Source organism: Picosynechococcus sp. PCC 7003 (assembly GCF_001693255.1).
Classification (GTDB): Bacteria; Cyanobacteriota; Cyanobacteriia; order Cyanobacteriales; family MRBY01; genus MRBY01.
This window is the reverse complement of record NZ_CP016474.1, coordinates 1,975,366-1,993,671: the sequence shown is the minus strand read 5'-3', so window position 1 is coordinate 1,993,671 and position 18,306 is coordinate 1,975,366. Positions and strand designations below refer to the sequence as shown.

At 49.1% G+C, this 18,306-nt stretch carries 19 protein-coding genes; 6 read left to right on the top strand and 13 right to left on the bottom strand.

Features of this window, described 5'->3' with window-relative positions; genetic code table 11:
* The first annotated feature begins 46 nt into the window (after positions 1-46).
* Together AWQ21_RS09480 and AWQ21_RS09475 are read left to right on the top strand one after the other, a co-directional pair.
* On the top strand, positions 47-778 hold the full coding sequence (locus AWQ21_RS09480; RefSeq protein ID WP_065714330.1) for a DUF2232 domain-containing protein: 732 nt from the start codon (positions 47-49) through the stop codon (positions 776-778).
* Between the two features lie 11 nt (positions 779-789).
* A complete protein-coding gene (locus tag AWQ21_RS09475; protein WP_065714329.1) occupies positions 790-1,650 on the top strand; it encodes a methyltransferase domain-containing protein in 861 nt (286 codons plus the stop codon).
* Here the strand turns inward: AWQ21_RS09475 and AWQ21_RS09470 are convergent.
* The 11 genes from AWQ21_RS09470 to AWQ21_RS16630 form a co-directional block, all read right to left on the bottom strand.
* Positions 1,647-2,051 carry an NIL domain-containing protein gene (locus AWQ21_RS09470; RefSeq protein ID WP_065714328.1) on the bottom strand — a complete coding sequence of 135 codons (405 nt, stop codon included), beginning with the start codon at positions 2,049-2,051 and terminating at the stop codon, positions 1,647-1,649. The two genes, AWQ21_RS09475 and AWQ21_RS09470, sit on opposite strands and share 4 nt — an antisense overlap.
* 266 nt (positions 2,052-2,317) lie before the next feature.
* Positions 2,318-2,938, bottom strand: a complete 621-nt coding sequence (locus tag AWQ21_RS09465) for a DUF2059 domain-containing protein (protein ID WP_065714327.1) — start codon at positions 2,936-2,938, stop codon at positions 2,318-2,320.
* 130 nt (positions 2,939-3,068) lie between these two features.
* The gene (locus AWQ21_RS15915) at positions 3,069-3,404 is read right to left on the bottom strand and encodes a ribulose bisphosphate carboxylase small subunit (protein ID WP_071932281.1); all 336 of its coding nucleotides are present in this window, start codon (positions 3,402-3,404) and stop codon (positions 3,069-3,071) included.
* Positions 3,405-3,434: 30 nt separating this feature from the next.
* Entirely contained in the window at positions 3,435-3,839 is a 405-nt protein-coding gene (locus AWQ21_RS09455; protein WP_065714325.1) for a chaperonin family protein RbcX, read from the bottom strand.
* Positions 3,840-3,907: 68 nt separating this feature from the next.
* Positions 3,908-5,323, bottom strand: a complete 1,416-nt coding sequence (locus AWQ21_RS09450; protein ID WP_065714324.1) for a form I ribulose bisphosphate carboxylase large subunit — start codon at positions 5,321-5,323, stop codon at positions 3,908-3,910.
* A gap of 472 nt (positions 5,324-5,795) precedes the next feature.
* Positions 5,796-6,506 (bottom strand): hypothetical protein, encoded by a 711-nt coding sequence (locus AWQ21_RS09445; protein ID WP_198159631.1) that lies wholly within the window; start codon positions 6,504-6,506, stop codon positions 5,796-5,798.
* A gap of 102 nt (positions 6,507-6,608) precedes the next feature.
* Positions 6,609-8,594 carry a ribulose bisphosphate carboxylase small subunit gene (locus AWQ21_RS09440; RefSeq protein ID WP_065714322.1) on the bottom strand — a complete coding sequence of 662 codons (1,986 nt, stop codon included), beginning with the start codon at positions 8,592-8,594 and terminating at the stop codon, positions 6,609-6,611.
* Positions 8,595-8,728: 134 nt separating this feature from the next.
* The gene (locus tag AWQ21_RS09435) at positions 8,729-9,028 is read right to left on the bottom strand and encodes a EutN/CcmL family microcompartment protein (RefSeq protein WP_065714321.1); all 300 of its coding nucleotides are present in this window, start codon (positions 9,026-9,028) and stop codon (positions 8,729-8,731) included.
* A gap of 34 nt (positions 9,029-9,062) precedes the next feature.
* Positions 9,063-9,401 carry a carbon dioxide-concentrating mechanism protein CcmK gene (locus AWQ21_RS09430; RefSeq protein WP_065714320.1) on the bottom strand — a complete coding sequence of 113 codons (339 nt, stop codon included), beginning with the start codon at positions 9,399-9,401 and terminating at the stop codon, positions 9,063-9,065.
* Between the two features lie 97 nt (positions 9,402-9,498).
* The gene (locus tag AWQ21_RS09425) at positions 9,499-9,810 is read right to left on the bottom strand and encodes a carbon dioxide-concentrating mechanism protein CcmK (protein ID WP_012307414.1); all 312 of its coding nucleotides are present in this window, start codon (positions 9,808-9,810) and stop codon (positions 9,499-9,501) included.
* A 413-nt stretch (positions 9,811-10,223) separates the two neighbouring features.
* Positions 10,224-10,346 (bottom strand): hypothetical protein, encoded by a 123-nt coding sequence (locus AWQ21_RS16630; RefSeq protein ID WP_257784274.1) that lies wholly within the window; start codon positions 10,344-10,346, stop codon positions 10,224-10,226.
* 252 nt (positions 10,347-10,598) lie between these two features.
* Here AWQ21_RS16630 and AWQ21_RS09420 point away from each other — a divergent pair, with 252 nt between their 5' ends.
* Genes AWQ21_RS09420 through AWQ21_RS09410 form a run of 3 tightly spaced genes read left to right on the top strand, consistent with a single transcriptional unit; the run spans position 10,599 to position 15,200 of the window.
* Positions 10,599-12,497: an NAD(P)H-quinone oxidoreductase subunit F gene (locus tag AWQ21_RS09420; RefSeq protein WP_065714319.1), complete on the top strand. Its 1,899-nt coding sequence runs from the start codon at positions 10,599-10,601 to the stop codon at positions 12,495-12,497.
* A 54-nt stretch (positions 12,498-12,551) separates the two neighbouring features.
* The gene (locus AWQ21_RS09415) at positions 12,552-14,033 is read left to right on the top strand and encodes an NADH-quinone oxidoreductase subunit M (RefSeq protein ID WP_065714318.1); all 1,482 of its coding nucleotides are present in this window, start codon (positions 12,552-12,554) and stop codon (positions 14,031-14,033) included.
* A 30-nt stretch (positions 14,034-14,063) separates the two neighbouring features.
* The gene (locus AWQ21_RS09410) at positions 14,064-15,200 is read left to right on the top strand and encodes a CO2 hydration protein (protein ID WP_065714317.1); all 1,137 of its coding nucleotides are present in this window, start codon (positions 14,064-14,066) and stop codon (positions 15,198-15,200) included.
* Positions 15,201-15,296: 96 nt separating this feature from the next.
* On the opposite strand, the gene speA is transcribed toward AWQ21_RS09410, so the two are convergent.
* The gene (gene speA, locus AWQ21_RS09405; RefSeq protein ID WP_065714316.1) at positions 15,297-17,231 is read right to left on the bottom strand and encodes a biosynthetic arginine decarboxylase; all 1,935 of its coding nucleotides are present in this window, start codon (positions 17,229-17,231) and stop codon (positions 15,297-15,299) included.
* Positions 17,232-17,253: 22 nt separating this feature from the next.
* The gene (locus AWQ21_RS16205; RefSeq protein ID WP_157094730.1) at positions 17,254-17,403 is read right to left on the bottom strand and encodes a hypothetical protein; all 150 of its coding nucleotides are present in this window, start codon (positions 17,401-17,403) and stop codon (positions 17,254-17,256) included.
* 110 nt (positions 17,404-17,513) lie between these two features.
* Between AWQ21_RS16205 and AWQ21_RS09400 the strand changes: the two genes are divergently transcribed.
* A complete protein-coding gene (locus AWQ21_RS09400; protein ID WP_065714315.1) occupies positions 17,514-18,272 on the top strand; it encodes a hypothetical protein in 759 nt (252 codons plus the stop codon).
* Positions 18,273-18,306: the final 34 nt, after the last annotated feature.

The following is an 18,306-nucleotide window of genomic DNA, read 5'->3' as shown; positions in this document are numbered from 1 at the left end:
CGCTGTGACTGAGCATTTTTCTGATCCAAAGAATTCTCCAGAAGATATGAATTGGGTAGACCTAGAGCCCCAAGTCTCTCAACCCCCAACCTCCCCCCTCGCCCAGGTCAATAACCCAGAAATTATTGCCCCACCCGCTCCCACCTCGCCGACAAAACACCGCAAAACCTTGGTGGTGGTTGAAACTGCTTTTTTAGCCAGCACCGCCAGCTTAATTTGGCTGATTAACTATTATTTTCCCATTGGGCCACTGCTGCGGCTGTTTTTTCCGTTGCCCATTGCCTTGGTTTATTTGCGCTGGGGTTCCCGGGCAGCGTGGATGTCAACCCTCGTCTCTAGCTTATTGCTATCTATTTTGATGGGGCCGACCCGCAGCATTATTTACACCATTCCCTATGGCCTCATTGGTGTGCAATTGGGTTGGATGTGGCGACGCCAGGTGTCTTGGTATTGGTCGGTCACCCTGGGGACGATCTTGGGCACCCTCGGTTTTTTCTTTCGGGTGTGGCTCCTGTCATTACTGCTCGGCGAAGACCTTTGGGTCTATGTGATCTCGCAAATTTCGGAGATGGCGGATTGGCTCTTTCTCAAGCTGGGCCTATTAACCCAACCGAGTTTACTGGTGATTCAGCTTTTAGCTCTGGTCATGCTGACTATTAATAGTGTGTTATACCTATTCGTGGTGCATCTGGTGGCATTGTTGATGCTGGATCGTTTAGGAAATTCGATTCCGCGTCCGCCCCACTGGGTTCAGGTGTTAATTGAGTACGAAGAATAGGCTTAAGGTTTATGGGAGCACAACTGTATCAGCAAATCCGAGAATTTTATGATGCGTCTAGTCCCCTCTGGGAATCGATCTGGGGAGAACACATGCACCATGGTTTTTATGGTCTCGGGGGCACAGAACGGCTCAATCGGCGGCAGGCACAAATTGAATTAATTGAAGAATTTTTGGCCTGGGGCAAGGTGGGGCAAGTTGAAAACTTTGTCGATGTGGGTTGTGGCATTGGTGGCAGTACCCTTTATTTAGCTGAAAAATTTAACGCCAAGGGCGTTGGGATTACCCTCTCTCCGGTACAGGCCAATCGGGCGATCGCCAGGGCAGCGGCACAGGATTTACAGGACCAAGTTGAGTTTAAAGTGGCGGATGCGTTGAATATGCCCTTTCGGGACGGGGAATTTGACCTCGTTTGGACCCTCGAAAGCGGCGAACATATGCCCAATAAGCGGCAATTTCTCCAGGAATGTACGCGGGTGCTCAAGCCGGGCGGCAAGTTATTGATGGCGACTTGGTGTCATCGGCCAACGGATTCGGTGGCAGGAACCCTCACCCCTGCCGAGCAAAAGCACCTCGAAGATCTGTATCGGGTGTATTGTTTGCCTTACGTGATTTCGTTGCCAGATTATCAGGCGATCGCCACCGAATGTGGTTTAGAAAATATCGAGACAGCGGATTGGTCTACTGCCGTCGCTCCCTTTTGGGATCAGGTGATTGACTCGGCGATCACGCCAGATGCAGTTTTTGGCATCCTCAAGGCGGGCTGGCAAACGATCCAAGGGGCACTTGCTTTGGATTTGATGAAAAGCGGTTTTCGTCGGGGTTTAATTCGCTATGGGTTATTACAAGCCACTAAGTCTATGAACAGTTAGAAATTGGTGGCGATCGCCTGCACCGGACAGGCTGGCAAACATTGCTCACAAACCACACATTTTTGTCGGGTGAACTTTAGGCGAAACGTTTGGGGGTCTAGCAATAATGCTCCCGTCGGACAAACCCCTGTACAGAGACCACAATCAACACAAATATCCTCATTGATCACAATTTCTTTGCTCGCGAGAGAAACTAAAATCCCTTTGCCTTTCATCCATTCCAGGGCCATCTCAATGGCATCAATGTCCCCCTGGAGCTCCACCACCAACTTGCCCACCTGATTGGGAGCCACCTGGGCGCGGATAATATTTGCTGCAATATTAAAATCCTTTGCTAAGCGATAGGTAACAGGCATTTGCACTGTGTCTTGGGGAAATGTCAAAGTCACACGTTTTTTCATTCTAAAAATTTCCCTTGCATCTTATTTCTCTTATGCTCATTCTAGTTGGGGTTTATCAATCTTGTGTGCTAGGGCAATCAAGGCTCAAGTTTGGCAAAAGATTCAGTTGAGGACTTTAAGTGAGAATTTTATTTCCCATAACAAAGCCAATAGTGATCAAAGCAAACAAACCTGTTGCCATGGGGAAAAATTCGACCATGGCAACAGGTAAAATGCAGAATTTGTGAAAGCTTTTCGGTGAACAGCGATTCGAGTAGTAATTTTATTTATTCTGTTTCTTCAACTGCTTCCAAATTTTCAGGATCCCAAGTGTCTAGGTCATCGAGCATTTCAAATGAAGAGGCAAATTCTTCAAACATCACCTGCTGGGTAATTTCCATCATGGCAGGGGTCAATTGCGCGCTAAATAATGCTGTGGAACGCTCAGTCAGTTCTGGAAAAATTGCAGCGGTTTTTTGTCCGGTAGGTGTTTTGTAAAAAGCAATTAAATCTTGCAGTTCGGCCTCGGTAAAATATTCGTTGTAAAGCATAAAATCAATCTCTCGCTGGAGGGCAACAAAATCGATTTTTTCTTGCATCAGAGTATAAAGGCGATCGGTGATGCGGGTAACGCTTTCCTGAATTAGGGCCAACTCTTCAGGATCTGTTTCTTCACCGAAAAAACCACTGCCCAGACTAGTGGATTGATCTTGGATCTGCTGAATCATCAAGTCCAACATCTGGGTGGCATTTTCATCGCGGAAGGTTAGGACGCGGAGCTCATTGATGAGGGCCGTTTTGGTTTCGCTTGGGGGTTCCGTTTCGGCAGAGACAAAACCTAGATTCAAACTAATGGCTAAGGCGATCGCCACTGGACTCCAGAAAGATTTAATCAGTTTCAGCATCATAAGGTCATTACCATGGCTTTTATGGGGATATTCTCAGAATTTTAAGCTTAAACAAAAAATGCGATCGCCTAAGGCGATCGCATTCCGCATGATTCAAACTAAATCGGTCTTAAAAAAACCGAAAAATGCTTTAGTAACGAGTTTGGTTAGGCTTGTAAACGATAAAGCTTACAGTCTGACACTGACGAATATTGTCGAAACCCACAACACGGATGTAGCAGTCAGAATACTCACTACGGCACTCACGTACTTCGTTGAGCACTTCCTGAGCGTTAGTTGCGCTAAACAAAGGAAGCTTCCAAAGCGTCCAGTGGTGGAGAGCGGGGGTAGGATCTTTTTCAAACTCAACACCAGGGATAAAGCCTTGGTCAATCATGAATTGAACTTGGCGAGTGATCTGTTGGTCACTGAGGGGCGGGAGGTAAGAAAGAGTTTCGTAACGCTTTTCTTTAGGTAAAGTTTTCATTGATTTATGTCCTCTTTATCGGATCAAAGTTTATTCAGAATCTTCTGAAGTATCAGACTTACCAGGGTCAGGTTCAGTCTGATCAGTTGATGAAGAATCAACTTGAGTTAAACGCTCTAGTAAAGAACGGCGATGGTTTCCATTGGACTGCTTGATTTGGCTGAGTACCATTTCTGGTAAAAACTCCAGAACGCCTTCTGCAAGGTTTTCTCGCACTGTCAGAATTCTGAGGACGAGTTCTTTGTTTTCTACCATCATCGCTTCGAGGTAAAGATCACTTTCCTGAATTGGATGACGTTTAGAGAACTCTCCTAGCCAAATCGCCTGTCCAGGATTGGTTTCACTCAGCTGCTGACTAATCAGACGCACCGCTTGGTAGGTCAAATAGCTCTGCAAAGTGATAGCCGTTTCCTTCGCAACTTTTTTAAACTCCATGGGAGGCAATCATCAGTGAATAGGTAGATTGTGACAAACTTCCCCATTCACTGATGCTCATCAGGAGCTTAGAGAGTGTCAACGGTATCGAATTCGAACTTGATTTCCTTCCACAGGTCGAGGGCCGCTGCCAATTCAGGAGACCACTTACCTGCTTCACGGAGGACATCATTACCTTCACGGGCCAGGCTACGACCTTCGTTACGGGCTTGAACACAAGCCTCAAGAGCAACACGGTTTGCAGTTGCACCAGGTGCGTTACCCCAGGGGTGACCGAGGGTACCACCACCAAACTGGAGGCAGGAATCATCACCGAAGATTTCAACCAGGGCAGGCATGTGCCATACGTGGATACCACCGGAAGCCACAGGCATGGTGCCGGGGAGAGAAGCATAGTCCTGGGTGAAGAATACACCGCGAGAACGATCTTCTTCTACATAGTCTTCACGCATCAGGTCTACGAAACCGAGGGTTGCTGCGCGATCGCCTTCGAGTTTACCTACAACGGTACCGGAGTGGAGGTGGTCACCACCGGAGAGACGGAGACACTTGGCGAGAACCCGGAAGTGAATCCCGTGGTTCTTCTGACGGTCAATTACCGCGTGCATTGCCCGGTGAATGTGGAGGAGAAGACCATTCTTACGACACCACTTAGACAGGGTAGTGTTCGCCGTGAAACCACCAGTGATGAAGTCATGCATGATGATGGGAGTACCAATTTCCTTGGCAAACTCAGCACGCTCAAGCATTTCTTCACAAGTACCAGCAGTGACGTTGAGGTAGTGACCCTTAACTTCGTTGGTTTCAGCTTGGGCTTTCTCAATCGCTTCTTGAACGAACAGGAAGCGATCGCGCCAACGCATGAAAGGCTGAGAGTTGATGTTTTCGTCATCTTTGGTGAAGTCAAGACCACCACGGAGACACTCATAAACCGCACGACCGTAGTTCTTTGCAGACAGACCGAGCTTCGGCTTAATCGTACAACCCAAGAGAGGGCGACCATACTTGTTGAGGAGGTCACGCTCTACGGTGATCCCGTGGGGGTTACCAGGACAAGTCTTGATGAAGGCAACAGGGAAACGGATGTCTTCGAGGCGAAGAGCGCGAAGCGCCTTAAAGCCAAAAACGTTACCAACCAAAGAAGTCAGAACATTAGTAATGGAGCCTTCCTCAAACAAATCAAGAGGATAAGCAACAAAACAAAAATACTGATTATCTTCACCAGGTACAGGCTCAACGTTGTAGCAACGACCCTTGTAGCGGTCAAGATCCGTTAGACCATCAGTCCATACAGTGGTCCAAGTACCAGTAGAAGACTCAGCCGCAACAGCAGCAGCACACTCCTCAGGGGGAACTCCGGGTTGGGGAGTCATCCGGAAACAAGCGAGTAAATCGGTATCCTTGGGTGTGTAATCAGGCATGTAGTAGGTCAGGCGATAATCCTGTACCCCAGCCTTAAACCCAGCAGATTTGGTCTGAACCATGCGGTTTTCCTCCAGCAAAAATGCTTATCTTTAACAGACGAATACCAGTAACGGTATTGTTGGTCGAAAACTTCAAAAATCTTACGTTGGCAAAACTGCTTTTTAAAATTCTGAAGATTCAAGTCTTATGACTTTCTTTAATCTGTGGGATATGTTACCACAGCCTCGACTTATTTTTATCTTTTGGCAACAAAAAAAGATTGCTTTTGTTTTTTGGGCTGATTAGCATTTCTAATGCTGTTTGATGGGCCTATTTTACCCTTAGAAAAATACCGAAAAAAGCCATAAAATCCCGCTCGAATTCAGCCGTGCTACCTAATGAGGCATTGGGCTAAAACCGTTTTCTGTCGGGATCTTTAGGAAGGAAAGGAGTTCAGGCGAGATAGATTAAGTATTTATGTTTCTCAACAATCTCCTTTAAGAACTTTAAACATTTAATTTTTACTCAAGAAATCATCAGAGTTTTGTGGAGCTAGGACTTATCTGGCTGGTTTGGGGAGTTGAGAGAATTTTGGTGCGGGAACAGGGTCATTAATAGTTGATTGATATAAACTTGCCCGACAACTGGTGTTTTTTCGCCCGATTCTGCGGGGAGGTTAGATTCCGGAACCGTCGGCATCACTTCGGTATTTGGAGCTTCGGTTTGGGGCGGTACGTCTTCTGGTGGGGGCTGGACATTAGGGCGATGGGGGTCAGAGCTAGTGGGCGATCGCCCTGGTGGAGAAAACGCTGTAGCGGTCTGGTCGGCAGTATCCTCTGCTTGCCAAGGATCGCGGGGTTGGGCCGTCGGTTTGCTCGCGGGCTTGGGCGGTTGGGCCTGGTGGGGAGCTGTGGTTGCCTGGCGGGACGGATCGCCAATGAGGCTTTGGGGCGGGAAAATTGCTGCTGCGGCGATCGCCGTTTGGAAAAGGGTAGAGCCATAGCCTAAGCAGGCATTTTCTCCCACTGAACATTGGCCAATGATCAGGCAACCTGCCCCGATAATCGCCCCGGTATGAATCTCGATGTTACCGCCATGGGCTTGGATGATCGCACCTGCACCAATGCAAGCACCAGCGGCGATCGCCAAATAGCTACCTTCGGTTGCCTGCAGAATAACACCAGGGGCAATAACCGCACGGGGATGGATCCTTACATCGCCACTAATTTGAATATCTGGATGGGTAATTGCCTGGAAAGTCACAATGATTTTGTCAACAGTGATTCAATTAATCACAGGTGGAGTAAAGGTTGGGGGATAGACATCAAGTTTCTCCCCCATCACGAAATGGTCGCGTTACACAACCTAGGGGCGCTGGATGATTTCCTCAAGCACCCGTCGTTTAGCCGCTTCATCCACACCAATCATGCGGACGTATTCGCCACTGTGCTCTTGGAGGCAACCTTCGAGGTGACGTAATACTTCTGCCTCTTGGGTACTATCGATGGTGCCGCAGCTACTCCAGGATTTGACCCGGAAACGGCGCTTATCGGCGTGCTCCGTCCCAATTTTGTAGCCTTGCATCAAGAGAGAACGGACTTTAGAAACCACTTCTCCACTGAGACTACTGCTACTGTGACCTCCGAAACCATTGCTGCTCGGAGCGGACTTGGTGCTTCCAGAAAAACTACTGGTTGCAGTTGTCGTCTGTACAGGGGCATTGTTGCCAGGGCGTTGGATGATGATCTCGGCGGCCCGTGTCTTGGAGTTGGGATCAACGGCAATGAGCTGCACATATTCATTGGGGAACTGGGCGGCGATCGCCTGGATATTCGCCAAAATCTGATTTGCAGAATGACCCTCAACAAAGCCTGCCCCTAGCCAAGACTGGGTTTTAAAGCGGCGAGTGCTGGCATGTTCCGCCGTAAAACTACAACCCTGGGAAGCCAGAGCCGCAATTTGTCCTGCCACATCACCACCAGAGGCCGTATTAACTACCTGGTTTCCACTGCGACGGACAGAGGCTGTTGCCTTAGTGGATAAAGTTCCCGTTTCTCCGGGACGCTGGACAATTAATTCCGCCACCCGAGACTTACTATTGGGGTCAACGGCAATGACCTGCACATACTCATTGGGATACTGACCTAACAAGCCATTGACATTCGCAATGATTTGTTCCGCAGAATGGCCTTCGACAAAACCAGCGCTCAACCAAGATTGCGTCTTAAAACGACGGGCACTGGCGTGTTCTGCCGTAAAGCTGCAACCCTGGGAAGCTAGAGCATGAATCTGAGACGTGAGATCGCCCGCCACAGCCGCTGCTTGGCTTCCCACACTGGTGCCGTTACTGCGATTGCCGTTGCTGCTGTAGCTGGTCGCTGCCGATGCTTGGACTGGCGCACTATCCCCTGGGCGCTGCACAATAATTGCTGCAGCCCTTGATTTGCTATTGGGAGCCACAGCAATTAACTGGACATATTCCCCGGCGTGGTCAGCCAGAACCCGATTCAAGTTGCCAATGATTTGATCGGCAGAATGGCCTTCAACAAAACCAGCGCTCAACCAAGACTTAGTCTTGAAGCGCCGCTTGTTGGCATATTCTGCGGTGAAGGTGCATCCTTGGGCGGCAAGGCCACGCACCTGGTTGTAAAGGTCTCCGTTTAAACTCATATTTCCCACCGATTGATGTTCGCTAGTACCGCTTGTATTTGTAGAAGAAGAGAGGGTTGGTTGCTGCTTTGAGGCAATCCGTGAACCATTATTGGTCGCTCCTGGGGAGTCTTCCCGTAATGCTTCGTTGATTTCCACCACCTGTTTGGCAAAGGCGCGATCGGCCTCGGTCACATTGGAGAGGCGCTCTACCTGCTGCTGGTTCGTAATCACAGCCCCCGAAGGCACATATTTGCCAGGGGGAATTTCCACATCTTGAACGAGGGCGTGCATCATGATCACACAACCGTCGCCGATGCGGGCATTGAACACTGTGGAACGAAAACCAATGAAGCAATCGTTGCCAATGTAGGCGGGACCATGGACAAGGGCCATGTGGGTGATACAGCTGCGATCGCCAATCCAGACAGAATAGTCATGGCCATCTGCCCCAACGACACGTCCCTGCTCCAAACCATGGATTACAACGCCATCTTGAATATTAGTTGCTGCCCCGATATGGAAAGGTGCGCCCTCATCTGCCCGAATAGACGTTCCCGGAGAAATGAGCACATGTTCGCAAACTGTGACATCACCAATCAGATTTGAGAAAGAATGCACATAGGCACTTTCGTGAATCTTTGGTTCCGCTAAGTCCTTAGACCAAGGTGTTGGGGGAGCCGCGGCACTGCGGACTACCATGGATTAATCCCTCCTCTCAATGTCATTGATTGCTTCTCTCGCTAGCTTTTAACCATCCGCCATAAATTGCTTGAGATTACCAAACGAGCCACGCATTGACTTTGGGTAGTCCGGCTAGAAAGTGTTTAGACTGGTTAGCCTGCATCTTTCTTGCTGTAAAGGGAACGGTTATCGACGTTGACCGTGTCAATAATGCCGATGACCATTGCATCTAGGGGTCTTTTTTCCATTCCCGTCTCCGTACGGGCAGCACCACCGCGACTGACCAAAACCCATTCATTGACGCCGGCACCCACGAGGTCTCCTGCCACTTCGTATTTAGGAAGAGGCTGACCCTGTTCATCGATAAATTGAACGAGCAAAAATTTAATTCCCCGGAGGCTTTCTGCTTTGTAGGTGCTGACGACAGTGCCACGTACTTTGGCAATTTGCATGAAAATTTATAACTAAAATTTTTTTATTAAAAAATTACACTCTTCTCAGAGGTTGGGGATTCACGCTTTCACGAAACTGCTCTATGGCTTCGGTGTACCGGATCGGCAGAACGTATTCGAGGTTCTCGTGGGGACGGGCGATGATGTGGGTCGAAAGCACTTGACCACCGTTAACGCGGCTGACGTTCTCAGTACCGGCAGAAACGGAGGCTTGGACTTCAGAAACATCACCACGGACAATCACGGTAACGCGGCCACTACCGATTTTTTCGTAACCAACGAGGGTGACGCGGGCGGCTTTTACCATCGCGTCAGCAGCTTCTACAACTGCGGGGAAACCGAGGGTTTCTACCATTCCGACTGCAATAGACATTGAGTTTTTCTCCTCTTGCTTTTAATTAAATAGGCTTTGGACATAACAGAGGATGCGTGACCTTAAAAATAATGGCGATCGCCCCTCTGTCCCAGGGTTAATAGGTTCTGAATTGTTCTACTTCTTCGGTGTAGCGAATCGGCAAGACGTATTCGAGGTTCTCGTGGGGACGGGCGATGATGTGGGTCGAAAGCACTTCACCACCATTGACACGGTTAGCGCTCTCAATGCCAGCGGAAACGGAGGCTTGGACTTCAGAAACATCACCACGGACAATCACAGTAACGCGGCCACTACCGATTTTTTCGTAACCAACGAGGGTTACACGGGCGGCTTTTACCATCGCGTCAGCAGCTTCTACAACTGCGGGGAAACCGCGGGTTTCAATCATTCCAACTGCAATAGGCATCTAATTTATCCTCGCTTATCAAGCTTAATGTCTTAAAAATACTAAGGAACAGGCGTCCCCCTGGGAATTTGGTCTGCTTCTAGTTGGGGTAACGGAAGCGGCATAAGACCGACCACTTGCCTCTGCGCAGGGGTTGGGATCCTTTACAGGCTTTATAGTGGACAAGGCGATCGCCAGGAATCGCGTTTGTTACTAATTTTGATTTTGGCAAGCTATGAAGAGCATAAGCAACAATGGCACCTTTGACAACATAAACTGCAATGATATTTCGTAATACCAAGGTTAAGTAGAGTCAATGCTTCATCGTTAAAATAAGCAGTGGTTTTCAAAGAAAGTTGCCCAAAGGTTAGAAGACTAAGCTTTTTGCTGCTGAATGAAGGCGATCGCCTGTTGGAGTGTATCTAAACGATTTGTTACACGATTGCGGAGAAGAGCAACTTTAACACTTCTAATTCCCGCAGGCGATCGCCCCCCCTGGCCCCACCAAGAATACCTCCCATCCGAGGCACCTCACTGAGGTCTAGAATTAAAATCACTAGGCAAGGGGAGTGTCAAATGTCGACTTAATAATTAATGGAATCATAAGAGGCGATCGCCAAATTATTATTTCTTAACGCCATGTCAATTAAGCATCGCTATCACCACAAAAAAGCCTCAAACCTTTGGGAAATGGCCATCTAATCGATTACACTCTCTTACAAAGACTGCAGACTGACAAGATAAGATATTTTCTGGCCAATCCACCCAATGCCAACCCACTTTCTGTTTTGATTCTCTAGACACCCTCCATGAGTGAATTTCTTCTACAAAGCGTATGGCTGATCCCAGTCTACGGAATTACGGGGGCGCTCTTGACCTTACCTTGGTCCCTCGGGTTAATTCGGCGCACCGGGCCTCGACCTGCCGCCTATCTCAACCTGATCATGACCTTTTTGGGTCTTTTGCATGGTTCCTTCGCCTTCGCTTCCCTTTGGAACATGCCGCCCCAACAACTATCACTGGAGTGGCTCCAGGTTGCGGATCTAAACCTTTCCCTCGTCATTGAAATTTCTCCGGTTAACCTCGGGGCAATGGAACTGGTCACTGGCATTTGTTTCATGGCCCAACTCTACGGCCTAGGGTATCTCGAAAAGGATTGGTCTATTGCGCGCTTCTATGGCTTGATGGGTTTCTTTGAGGCGGCCCTATCGGGTTTGGCCATTAGTGACTCGTTGCTCTTGAGCTATGGCCTGTTGGAAGTATTAACCCTTTCTACTTATTTATTGGTTGGTTTTTGGTATGCCCAACCCCTCGTCGTGACAGCAGCTAGGGACGCTTTTTTGACCAAACGGGTCGGCGATATTTTGCTCTTAATGGGCATTGTTGCTTTATCTAGTTATGGTACGGGGCTAACTTTTAGTGAACTAGAGACTTGGGCGGCAAATCCTCCCCTACCCCCCTGGGAAGCGAGTCTCGTGGGCCTCGCGCTCATTGCTGGGCCGATTGGTAAATGTGCCCAATTTCCGTTGAATCTCTGGCTTGATGAAGCGATGGAAGGGCCAAATCCAGCGGGGATTATTCGTAACTCGGTGGTGGTTTCTGCGGGGGCCTATGTGCTGCTCAAAATGGAGCCGGTCTTTACGATTACGCCGATCACCTCCGATGCTTTGATCATTGTCGGTACTCTAACAACGGTAGGGGCTTCGTTGGTGGCCCTGGCCCAAATTGATATTAAGCGGGCCTTATCCCATTCCACCAGTGCTTACCTCGGTTTGGTATTTATTGCGGTTGGTTTAGATCAAGTCGATATTGCCCTGTTGCTCTTGCTGACCCATGCGATCGCCAAAGCCTTACTATTTATGAGCATTGGCGCAGTCATTCTCAATACCCACGGCCAAAATATTACGGAAATGGGGGGTCTCTGGTCGCGGATGCCCGCAACCACCAGTGCTTTTGTGGTGGGGTCTGCGGGGCTTGTGTGCCTCTTTCCCCTGGGGACTTTTTGGACGATGCGCCGTTGGGTCGATGGTTTTTGGGATACGCCTCCGTGGTTAGTGCTGCTCCTCGTGGCGGTGAACTTCTGCTCTAGCTTTAATTTGACTAGGGTTTTTCGTTCTGTTTTCCTGGGGGCCCCCAAGCCAAAAACGCGGCGATCGCCTGAAGTGGTCTGGCAAATGGCCGTACCCATGGTGAGTTTGATCCTGATGACCCTGATGGTGCCCTTCTTTTTGCACCAATGGCAATTGCTCTTTAACCCATCCCTGCGGCCCCTTGCCGAACGGCCACTAATCGTCACCTTAGCACTGCCCGCATTAGTGATCGCAGGTGCCCTCGGAGTAATTGCAGGTCTGACAATTACTTTGAATCATTCCCTGAGCCGTCCCCGCCAGTTTTATTTGCGCTTCATACAAGATTTGTTGGCCTACGATTTTTACATTGACCGCATTTACAACGTGACGGTGGTTTGGCTGGTCACAACCCTTTCAAAACTCGCTGCTTGGTTTGATCGCTACATTGTGGATGGCTTCGTTAACTTGACAGGTCTAGCAACGCTTTTTAGCGGCAGTGCCCTACGCTACAACGTTTCGGGACAGTCTCAATTCTATGTTTTGACGATCGTTTTAGGGATGATCCTCGGCTTAGTTTGGTTTATGGCCACGGGTCAATGGACGATTATTACGGATTTTTGGTCAGACCAGTTAGCCTAAGGAGTCTCCCCCTTTGTTGTTCAATCTGCTTTTTTGTGAATTTCGGAGGAAAGAATGCTGAGTGCCTTAATTTGGCTGCCCTTGGTTGGGGCCCTGTTGGTGGCGATACTCCCTCAGGGAGAAAAAAGTCAGTTTTCCCGGACGATGGCCCTGGGAGTGGCTGCCCTCGTTTTTGCTTGGACAGCTTGGCTGGGGCTCCATTACGATGTGGCGATCGCCGGCCTCCAATTTGTCGAACATTACCCTTGGATCGAGTGGTTGGGCCTGAACTACGATCTCGGCGTTGACGGTCTATCGTTGCCCCTCCTTGCCCTCAATGCCTTGCTAACCCTGGTGGCCCTCTGGATTAGCCCGAAGGATTTGCACCGTCCCCGCTTTTATTACGCTCTGTTTTTGATCTTACAGGCGAGTGTCAATGGCGCGTTTCTAGCCCAGGATGTGCTGCTCTTTTTTCTGTTCTACGAAATTGAGATTATCCCCCTATATTTTCTCATTGCGATTTGGGGCGGAAAAAACCGGGGCTACGCCGCCATTAAGTTTTTGCTCTACACGGCAGTTTCCGGGATTTTGATTCTGGCTTCTTTCCTGGGTCTGGCTTTCCTTACAGAATCTAATACCTTTGCCTACAGTGCCCTCCAAAGTGATCTCCTGCCCCTGACGACCCAACTCATTCTCCTCGGCGGCATTTTGGTGGGGTTTGGGATCAAAATTCCGTTTCTTCCTTTCCATACTTGGCTCCCGGATGCCCATGTTGAAGCGTCTACCCCTGTGTCGGTAATTTTAGCGGGGGTGCTCCTTAAGCTTGGGACCTATGGTCTGTTGAAGTTTGGAATTGGCCTATTTCCCATGGCTTGGGCTGTCGTTGCGCCTTGGTTGGCGATCTGGGCGGCGATCAGTGCGTTGTATGGGGCTTCCTGTGCGATCGCCCAAAAAGACATGAAAAAAGTGGTGGCTTACTCCTCCATTGCCCACATGGCGTTTATTTTGCTGGCGGCAGCGGCGGCAACCCCCTTAAGTTTGGCGGCAGCAGAAATTCAAATGGTTAGCCATGGTTTAATTTCTGGTTTGCTCTTTTTGTTGGTGGGCATTGTCTACAAAAAAACGGGCAGTCGGGACGTCGATTACCTACGGGGACTCCTCACCCCAGAACGGGGTCTGCCTTTGACGGGTAGTTTAATGATCCTGGGGGTCATGGCCAGTGCCGGTTTACCGGGGATGGCGGGTTTTATTGCTGAATTTCTGATTTTCCGGGGCAGCTTTCCGGTGTATCCAGTGGCGACCCTGCTGTGTATGGTGGGGACAGGCCTAACGGCGGTGTATTTTCTGCTGATGATTAATAAGGTCTTTTTTGGTCGTCTGACCCCAGAACTGACGAATATGGCCCCGGTCAATTGGGCGGAGCAGTTTCCGGCGGTTATGTTAGTGATATTGCTGTTCGTCTTTGGGTTACAGCCCCAGTGGTTGGTGCGCTGGAGTGAGATCGACACCGCCGCCCTCGTGTCATCCCCAACGGTTGTTGAAATTTCTTTAAAGTAAAAGTAAACGTTTAAGAATTGTGGAATAAATATGGTCACTGCTGTTTTAGAGCCTTCGCGGCATCCCCTCGCCCCTTTTATTCATCGCCTTGAGCAGGGTTTACCGATGCTTGAAGATAGCGATCAAAATGTGATGGAAGTGGTGGGCATCCTCAAGAGTTACGGGGTGGTGTTAGATGCCTACTCGAATAATCTGAACTATGTGGCCGAATCGCAATTTCTCAATGTCTTTCCCTTTTTTAAGTATTTCAACGGCCAATTAACGGGCGATCGCCTCCTGAAACATTGGTGGCACAACCGGATTAATTTTGAATATGCGGAATATTGCATGAAGTCGATGTTCTGGCATGGTGGTGGGGGGTTAGATGCCTACCTCGACACCCCAGAATTTATTGCTGCTGCGAAAAAGGCGATCGCCGCCCGCTGGAAAAATAATCTCTTCATGTTGGGCCTGAATAAACTCTTCCCAGATTTTCTCCTGGAGCAAACCCGCCAAATGGCCTACTACACAGGCTTGGGACAGTTCTGGCGCGTCATGAGTGATATGTTCCTTGACCTGAGCGATCGCTACGATGCCGGCGAAATCAAAACCACCGCTGACGTCACCAACCACGTCCTAGCCGGATTAGTGGCCGATGCTAGCCGTCCCATCACCTACAAAGTGGAAATCAAAGGGGAAGTGTATGAATTGATTCCAGAATCTGCTGGTTTAACCTTCCTCATGGATACCGCTGTCCCCTATGTAGAAGCTATTTTCTTCCGGGGTACCCCCTTTGCTGGCACCATCTCCTACAATGCCCAGGCTGCCCAAGTCCCTGCCGAACAAGGTGTTTTTACCTACGGCGCTCTTTATGCCGACCCCTTACCCATTGGGGGATCGGGGATTCCGCCGACCTTGTTGATGCAAGATATGCGCCACTTTTTGCCCGATTATCTCTGGGATTTTTATATGCACACCCTGCGAAAAGAACAGGATCTACGGGTCAAAATTTGCCAAACCTTCCAAAAGTCAATGTTCTGCGTGACCAGTGCGGCCTTAATGGGTCTCGCTCCCCACGGCTTAGAACCCAAAACCCTCGCCGAGCGACAGGCAAACCGTGAATTTTTTGAACATTGGATGGACCGCCTCTTAAGTTCTCAAATTAAAGCGGTCAATGACCAAGCATAAAGGGGACTGTTGCTGATTTTGTCCTATAGAAAAACAAGTCAATATTTGGGCTTGGAGTAAACACGAGCCCCTTGCAAGCATGTGCTGATCGGATAATTAGTGGAGATAGGTGTAGCTTTCTAGGCTTTGACGATAATGGTTAATCAAAAGCTGTGACTGCTGTAAGGTAAGACGTTTTTCACTGAGGGCTTTTTCCGTGCGGCAACGCATTGTTTCAAGGAGATCGGCCACGTCATACTGTACATACTGCAAGACTTCTTTGATGGTGTCCCCTTCCACGAGGTGTTCGAGGTGGTAACCATCATCGGTCAGGCGCACGTGCACCACATGGGTATCACCAAACAGGTTGTGGAGGTTGCCCATGATCTCTTGATAGGCTCCCATCAAAAAGAGGCCCAGGTAGTAGGGTTCCCCATTGGGAGGGTGCAATTCCAGGAGATTTTTACTTTCGGCCTTGGTATCAATAAAGCGGTTGATGCGCCCGTCGCTATCACAGGTTAAATCTGCCAGGATGCCTTTTTTGGTGGGTTCTTCGTGGAGTCGGTGGATCGGCATAATCGGAAAAAGTTGATCAATGGCCCAGCTGTCCGGCACCGATTGGAACACAGACAAATTCATGTAGTAGAGGGTGGCCATATTTTGCCAGAGTTCTTCAAAGTCCTCAGGGATACTGGCTTGTCCTTGGATAATCGAAAAAATCTTTTGGCAACAGGACCAGTACAATTCTTCGGCATTGGCGCGATCGCCTAAACTGAGATAACCCAAATTAAACAAACTGATCGCTTCGTCTTTAAATTGCACGGCATCATGATAATTTTCTTGGTAATTTTCTGGGGTAATGGTGTCGTAGGTTTCCCGCAGATTACGCAGTACTAAATGCTCTTTGTAATCGGGCTTCGGGGGCAAAATCGGGTCTACTTCACTACTGCCGAGGACATCAAAAATCAATACTGCCTGGTGGGAGGCGATCGCCCGACCACTTTCACTCACGAGGATGGGGGGCGGCACCTGGGTTTCATCACAGGTATCCTGAACCGTTGCCACCACATCGTTGGCATAGTTCTGCATGTTGTAGTTTTTCGAAGAGGGGAAATTATTTTTTGAGCCGCTGTAATCCACTGCGAGGCCGCCGCCCACATCTAGAAACCCCATGGTGGCCCCCAATTTGACCAATTCCACATAGATTTGTGAGGCTTCTCGGATGGCAGACTTGACAACACTGATCGACGAAAGCTGGGAGCCGATGTGGTAGTGCAATAACTGTAGGCAATCGAGCATCTCCAAGGCCCGGAGTTTTTCCACGAGACGCAAAATTTGCGGGATGGTTAGCCCAAATTTAGCGCGATCGCCCGAAGAACTGCCCCAACGACCAATGCCACGACTGGCAAGCTTAGCCCGAATCCCCAACATTGGCCGGATGCCTAAACTTTGACTGGCCTGGATTACCAAGTCTAATTCTTCTGGCTGCTCGATGACGATCAGGGCACGGTGCCCCAATTGGGTAGCTAGGAGGGCCGTTTCGATGTAATGCTGGTCTTTATAACCGTTGCAAATGAGCAACCGCTCTTGATCGGCTTCTGGTTCCAAGAGGGCGATCGCAATCATGAGTTCTGGTTTGGAGCCAGCTTCTAAGCCCAGGTGATGGGTCCGCCCCAAATCCACGAGATCTTCGACCAAGTGGCGCTGCTGATTACATTTGACCGGATACACACCCCGATAATGGTTCGGATAGTTATACCGGGCGATCGCCGTTGCAAAACATTCCTGGAGCCGTTCAATGCGATCGCGGAGAATATCTGGAAAACGAATTAAGAAAGGTAAACCAATATTCCGTTGCTTCAGGGACTCTACTAATTCAAATAGATCGAGGCTCGTCCCGGCGTCTCCCAGGGGAGAAACCTGCACATGGCCCTGGTTGTTAATCGAAAAATAAGGTTCCCCCCACCCTGCCACTTGGTATAACGCCTCGCTATCCACCACCGTCCAACGAGTATCAACTGACTGCTCCAAACAACCAAGGGCTTTGTTCATCGTGGGTTTGCAACCTACTGCATTAAATTTTTGCTGGGTCTGGACAATTCCCAAAAATTGCCACCCCTTTATTTTCCCAGAGACACCTCATCATCCACAATGCTTTTTTGCAAATGTTGGGGAAATCTTCGGCGATCGCCTTCCCGCCAATTGTGACCCGTGAACTCTCCATAGTTCTAAATTTTTTCTATACTTCTGGCAACAGACCCTACCGACCCTTGTTAATCTGTTAGTAACTTTTTGCCACGCCTTCACCCTCAAATTTTCCGTTCATCCCTGCATATGCCGCCGACCTTCCTTTCCGCACAGCCGATCATCGCGCAACAACCCACACCGATTGCAACCTCAGATCGCCCGACCTTTGGTGGCATTGGCCTATGGATTGTGCTTGCTTCAGCTTTTTTCTGCAGCACCCTAGGGCTTCTGTTCTACATTCGGAATATCAATCAAAAACACAAAAAAGAAGCCAAACTCAATCGTTACAAAATCAACGATCTCAGGAAAAAACTCAAGCTGGCTCTGAACACAATCAAGAAAATGGAAAGTAACCCGGACTTGGTACACTCCCGGGAATTTAACCTCGATTACCTCCGGATGCGGATGGAAGAAGATCAGTTCCATTACGTGATTGTGAACCAGCTCAAAATTAAGGTGCGTCTCATTATCAGCGTGGCCCTACGCCCCAGCACCGCCGATGTTGCCACTGTCGGTATTGCCACCAGTGGTCGCCCCGTGGACGAAATTTTTGACGTTTATTACGACACAATTAATCGAGAAGGCCAACGCCAGGAAGGGGTCTTATTTCGCGTCAATATTAGCCTTACGAAACTTCCCGCCCAAGCCAGCAGCATTACCGTTGAGCAAATTATTGATTGTCTCGAAAAATTTCTCAATCCCGGTGAAGCCCCTGATTATTGGCAACCCACAGTACAAGGGCGTGTCGTCACCATCGAATGGGATCAAAAAGCAAAACCCACACCGCTCCTCCTCTTTAAACAGTCTGAAGAAGGAGACAATGTGAGTTTTCGGAGTATTGCCTGATGATCGCTACAAATTAGAGACAATTAGCGGATGC

Bases quoted from the DNA above. Each gene is read 5' to 3' on its own strand.
- AWQ21_RS09440 (WP_065714322.1), bottom strand. From the start codon at position 8,594: ATGGTAGTCCGCAGTGCCGCGGCTCCCCCAACACCTTGGTCTAAGGAC.
- AWQ21_RS09470 (WP_065714328.1), bottom strand. From the start codon at position 2,051: ATGAAAAAACGTGTGACTTTGACATTTCCCCAAGACACAGTGCAAATG.
- AWQ21_RS09420 (WP_065714319.1), top strand. From the start codon at position 10,599: ATGAGTGAATTTCTTCTACAAAGCGTATGGCTGATCCCAGTCTACGGA.
- speA (WP_065714316.1), bottom strand. From the start codon at position 17,231: ATGAACAAAGCCCTTGGTTGTTTGGAGCAGTCAGTTGATACTCGTTGG.
- AWQ21_RS09430 (WP_065714320.1), bottom strand. From the start codon at position 9,401: ATGTCTATTGCAGTCGGAATGGTAGAAACCCTCGGTTTCCCCGCAGTT.
- AWQ21_RS16205 (WP_157094730.1), bottom strand. From the start codon at position 17,403: ATGGAGAGTTCACGGGTCACAATTGGCGGGAAGGCGATCGCCGAAGAT.
- AWQ21_RS09455 (WP_065714325.1), bottom strand. From the start codon at position 3,839: ATGGAGTTTAAAAAAGTTGCGAAGGAAACGGCTATCACTTTGCAGAGC.
- AWQ21_RS09465 (WP_065714327.1), bottom strand. From the start codon at position 2,938: ATGATGCTGAAACTGATTAAATCTTTCTGGAGTCCAGTGGCGATCGCC.
- AWQ21_RS09475 (WP_065714329.1), top strand. From the start codon at position 790: ATGGGAGCACAACTGTATCAGCAAATCCGAGAATTTTATGATGCGTCT.
- AWQ21_RS09450 (WP_065714324.1), bottom strand. From the start codon at position 5,323: ATGGTTCAGACCAAATCTGCTGGGTTTAAGGCTGGGGTACAGGATTAT.
- AWQ21_RS09410 (WP_065714317.1), top strand. From the start codon at position 14,064: ATGGTCACTGCTGTTTTAGAGCCTTCGCGGCATCCCCTCGCCCCTTTT.
- AWQ21_RS15915 (WP_071932281.1), bottom strand. From the start codon at position 3,404: ATGAAAACTTTACCTAAAGAAAAGCGTTACGAAACTCTTTCTTACCTC.
- AWQ21_RS09480 (WP_065714330.1), top strand. From the start codon at position 47: ATGAATTGGGTAGACCTAGAGCCCCAAGTCTCTCAACCCCCAACCTCC.
- AWQ21_RS09435 (WP_065714321.1), bottom strand. From the start codon at position 9,028: ATGCAAATTGCCAAAGTACGTGGCACTGTCGTCAGCACCTACAAAGCA.
- AWQ21_RS09415 (WP_065714318.1), top strand. From the start codon at position 12,552: ATGCTGAGTGCCTTAATTTGGCTGCCCTTGGTTGGGGCCCTGTTGGTG.
- AWQ21_RS09400 (WP_065714315.1), top strand. From the start codon at position 17,514: ATGCCGCCGACCTTCCTTTCCGCACAGCCGATCATCGCGCAACAACCC.
- AWQ21_RS09425 (WP_012307414.1), bottom strand. From the start codon at position 9,810: ATGCCTATTGCAGTTGGAATGATTGAAACCCGCGGTTTCCCCGCAGTT.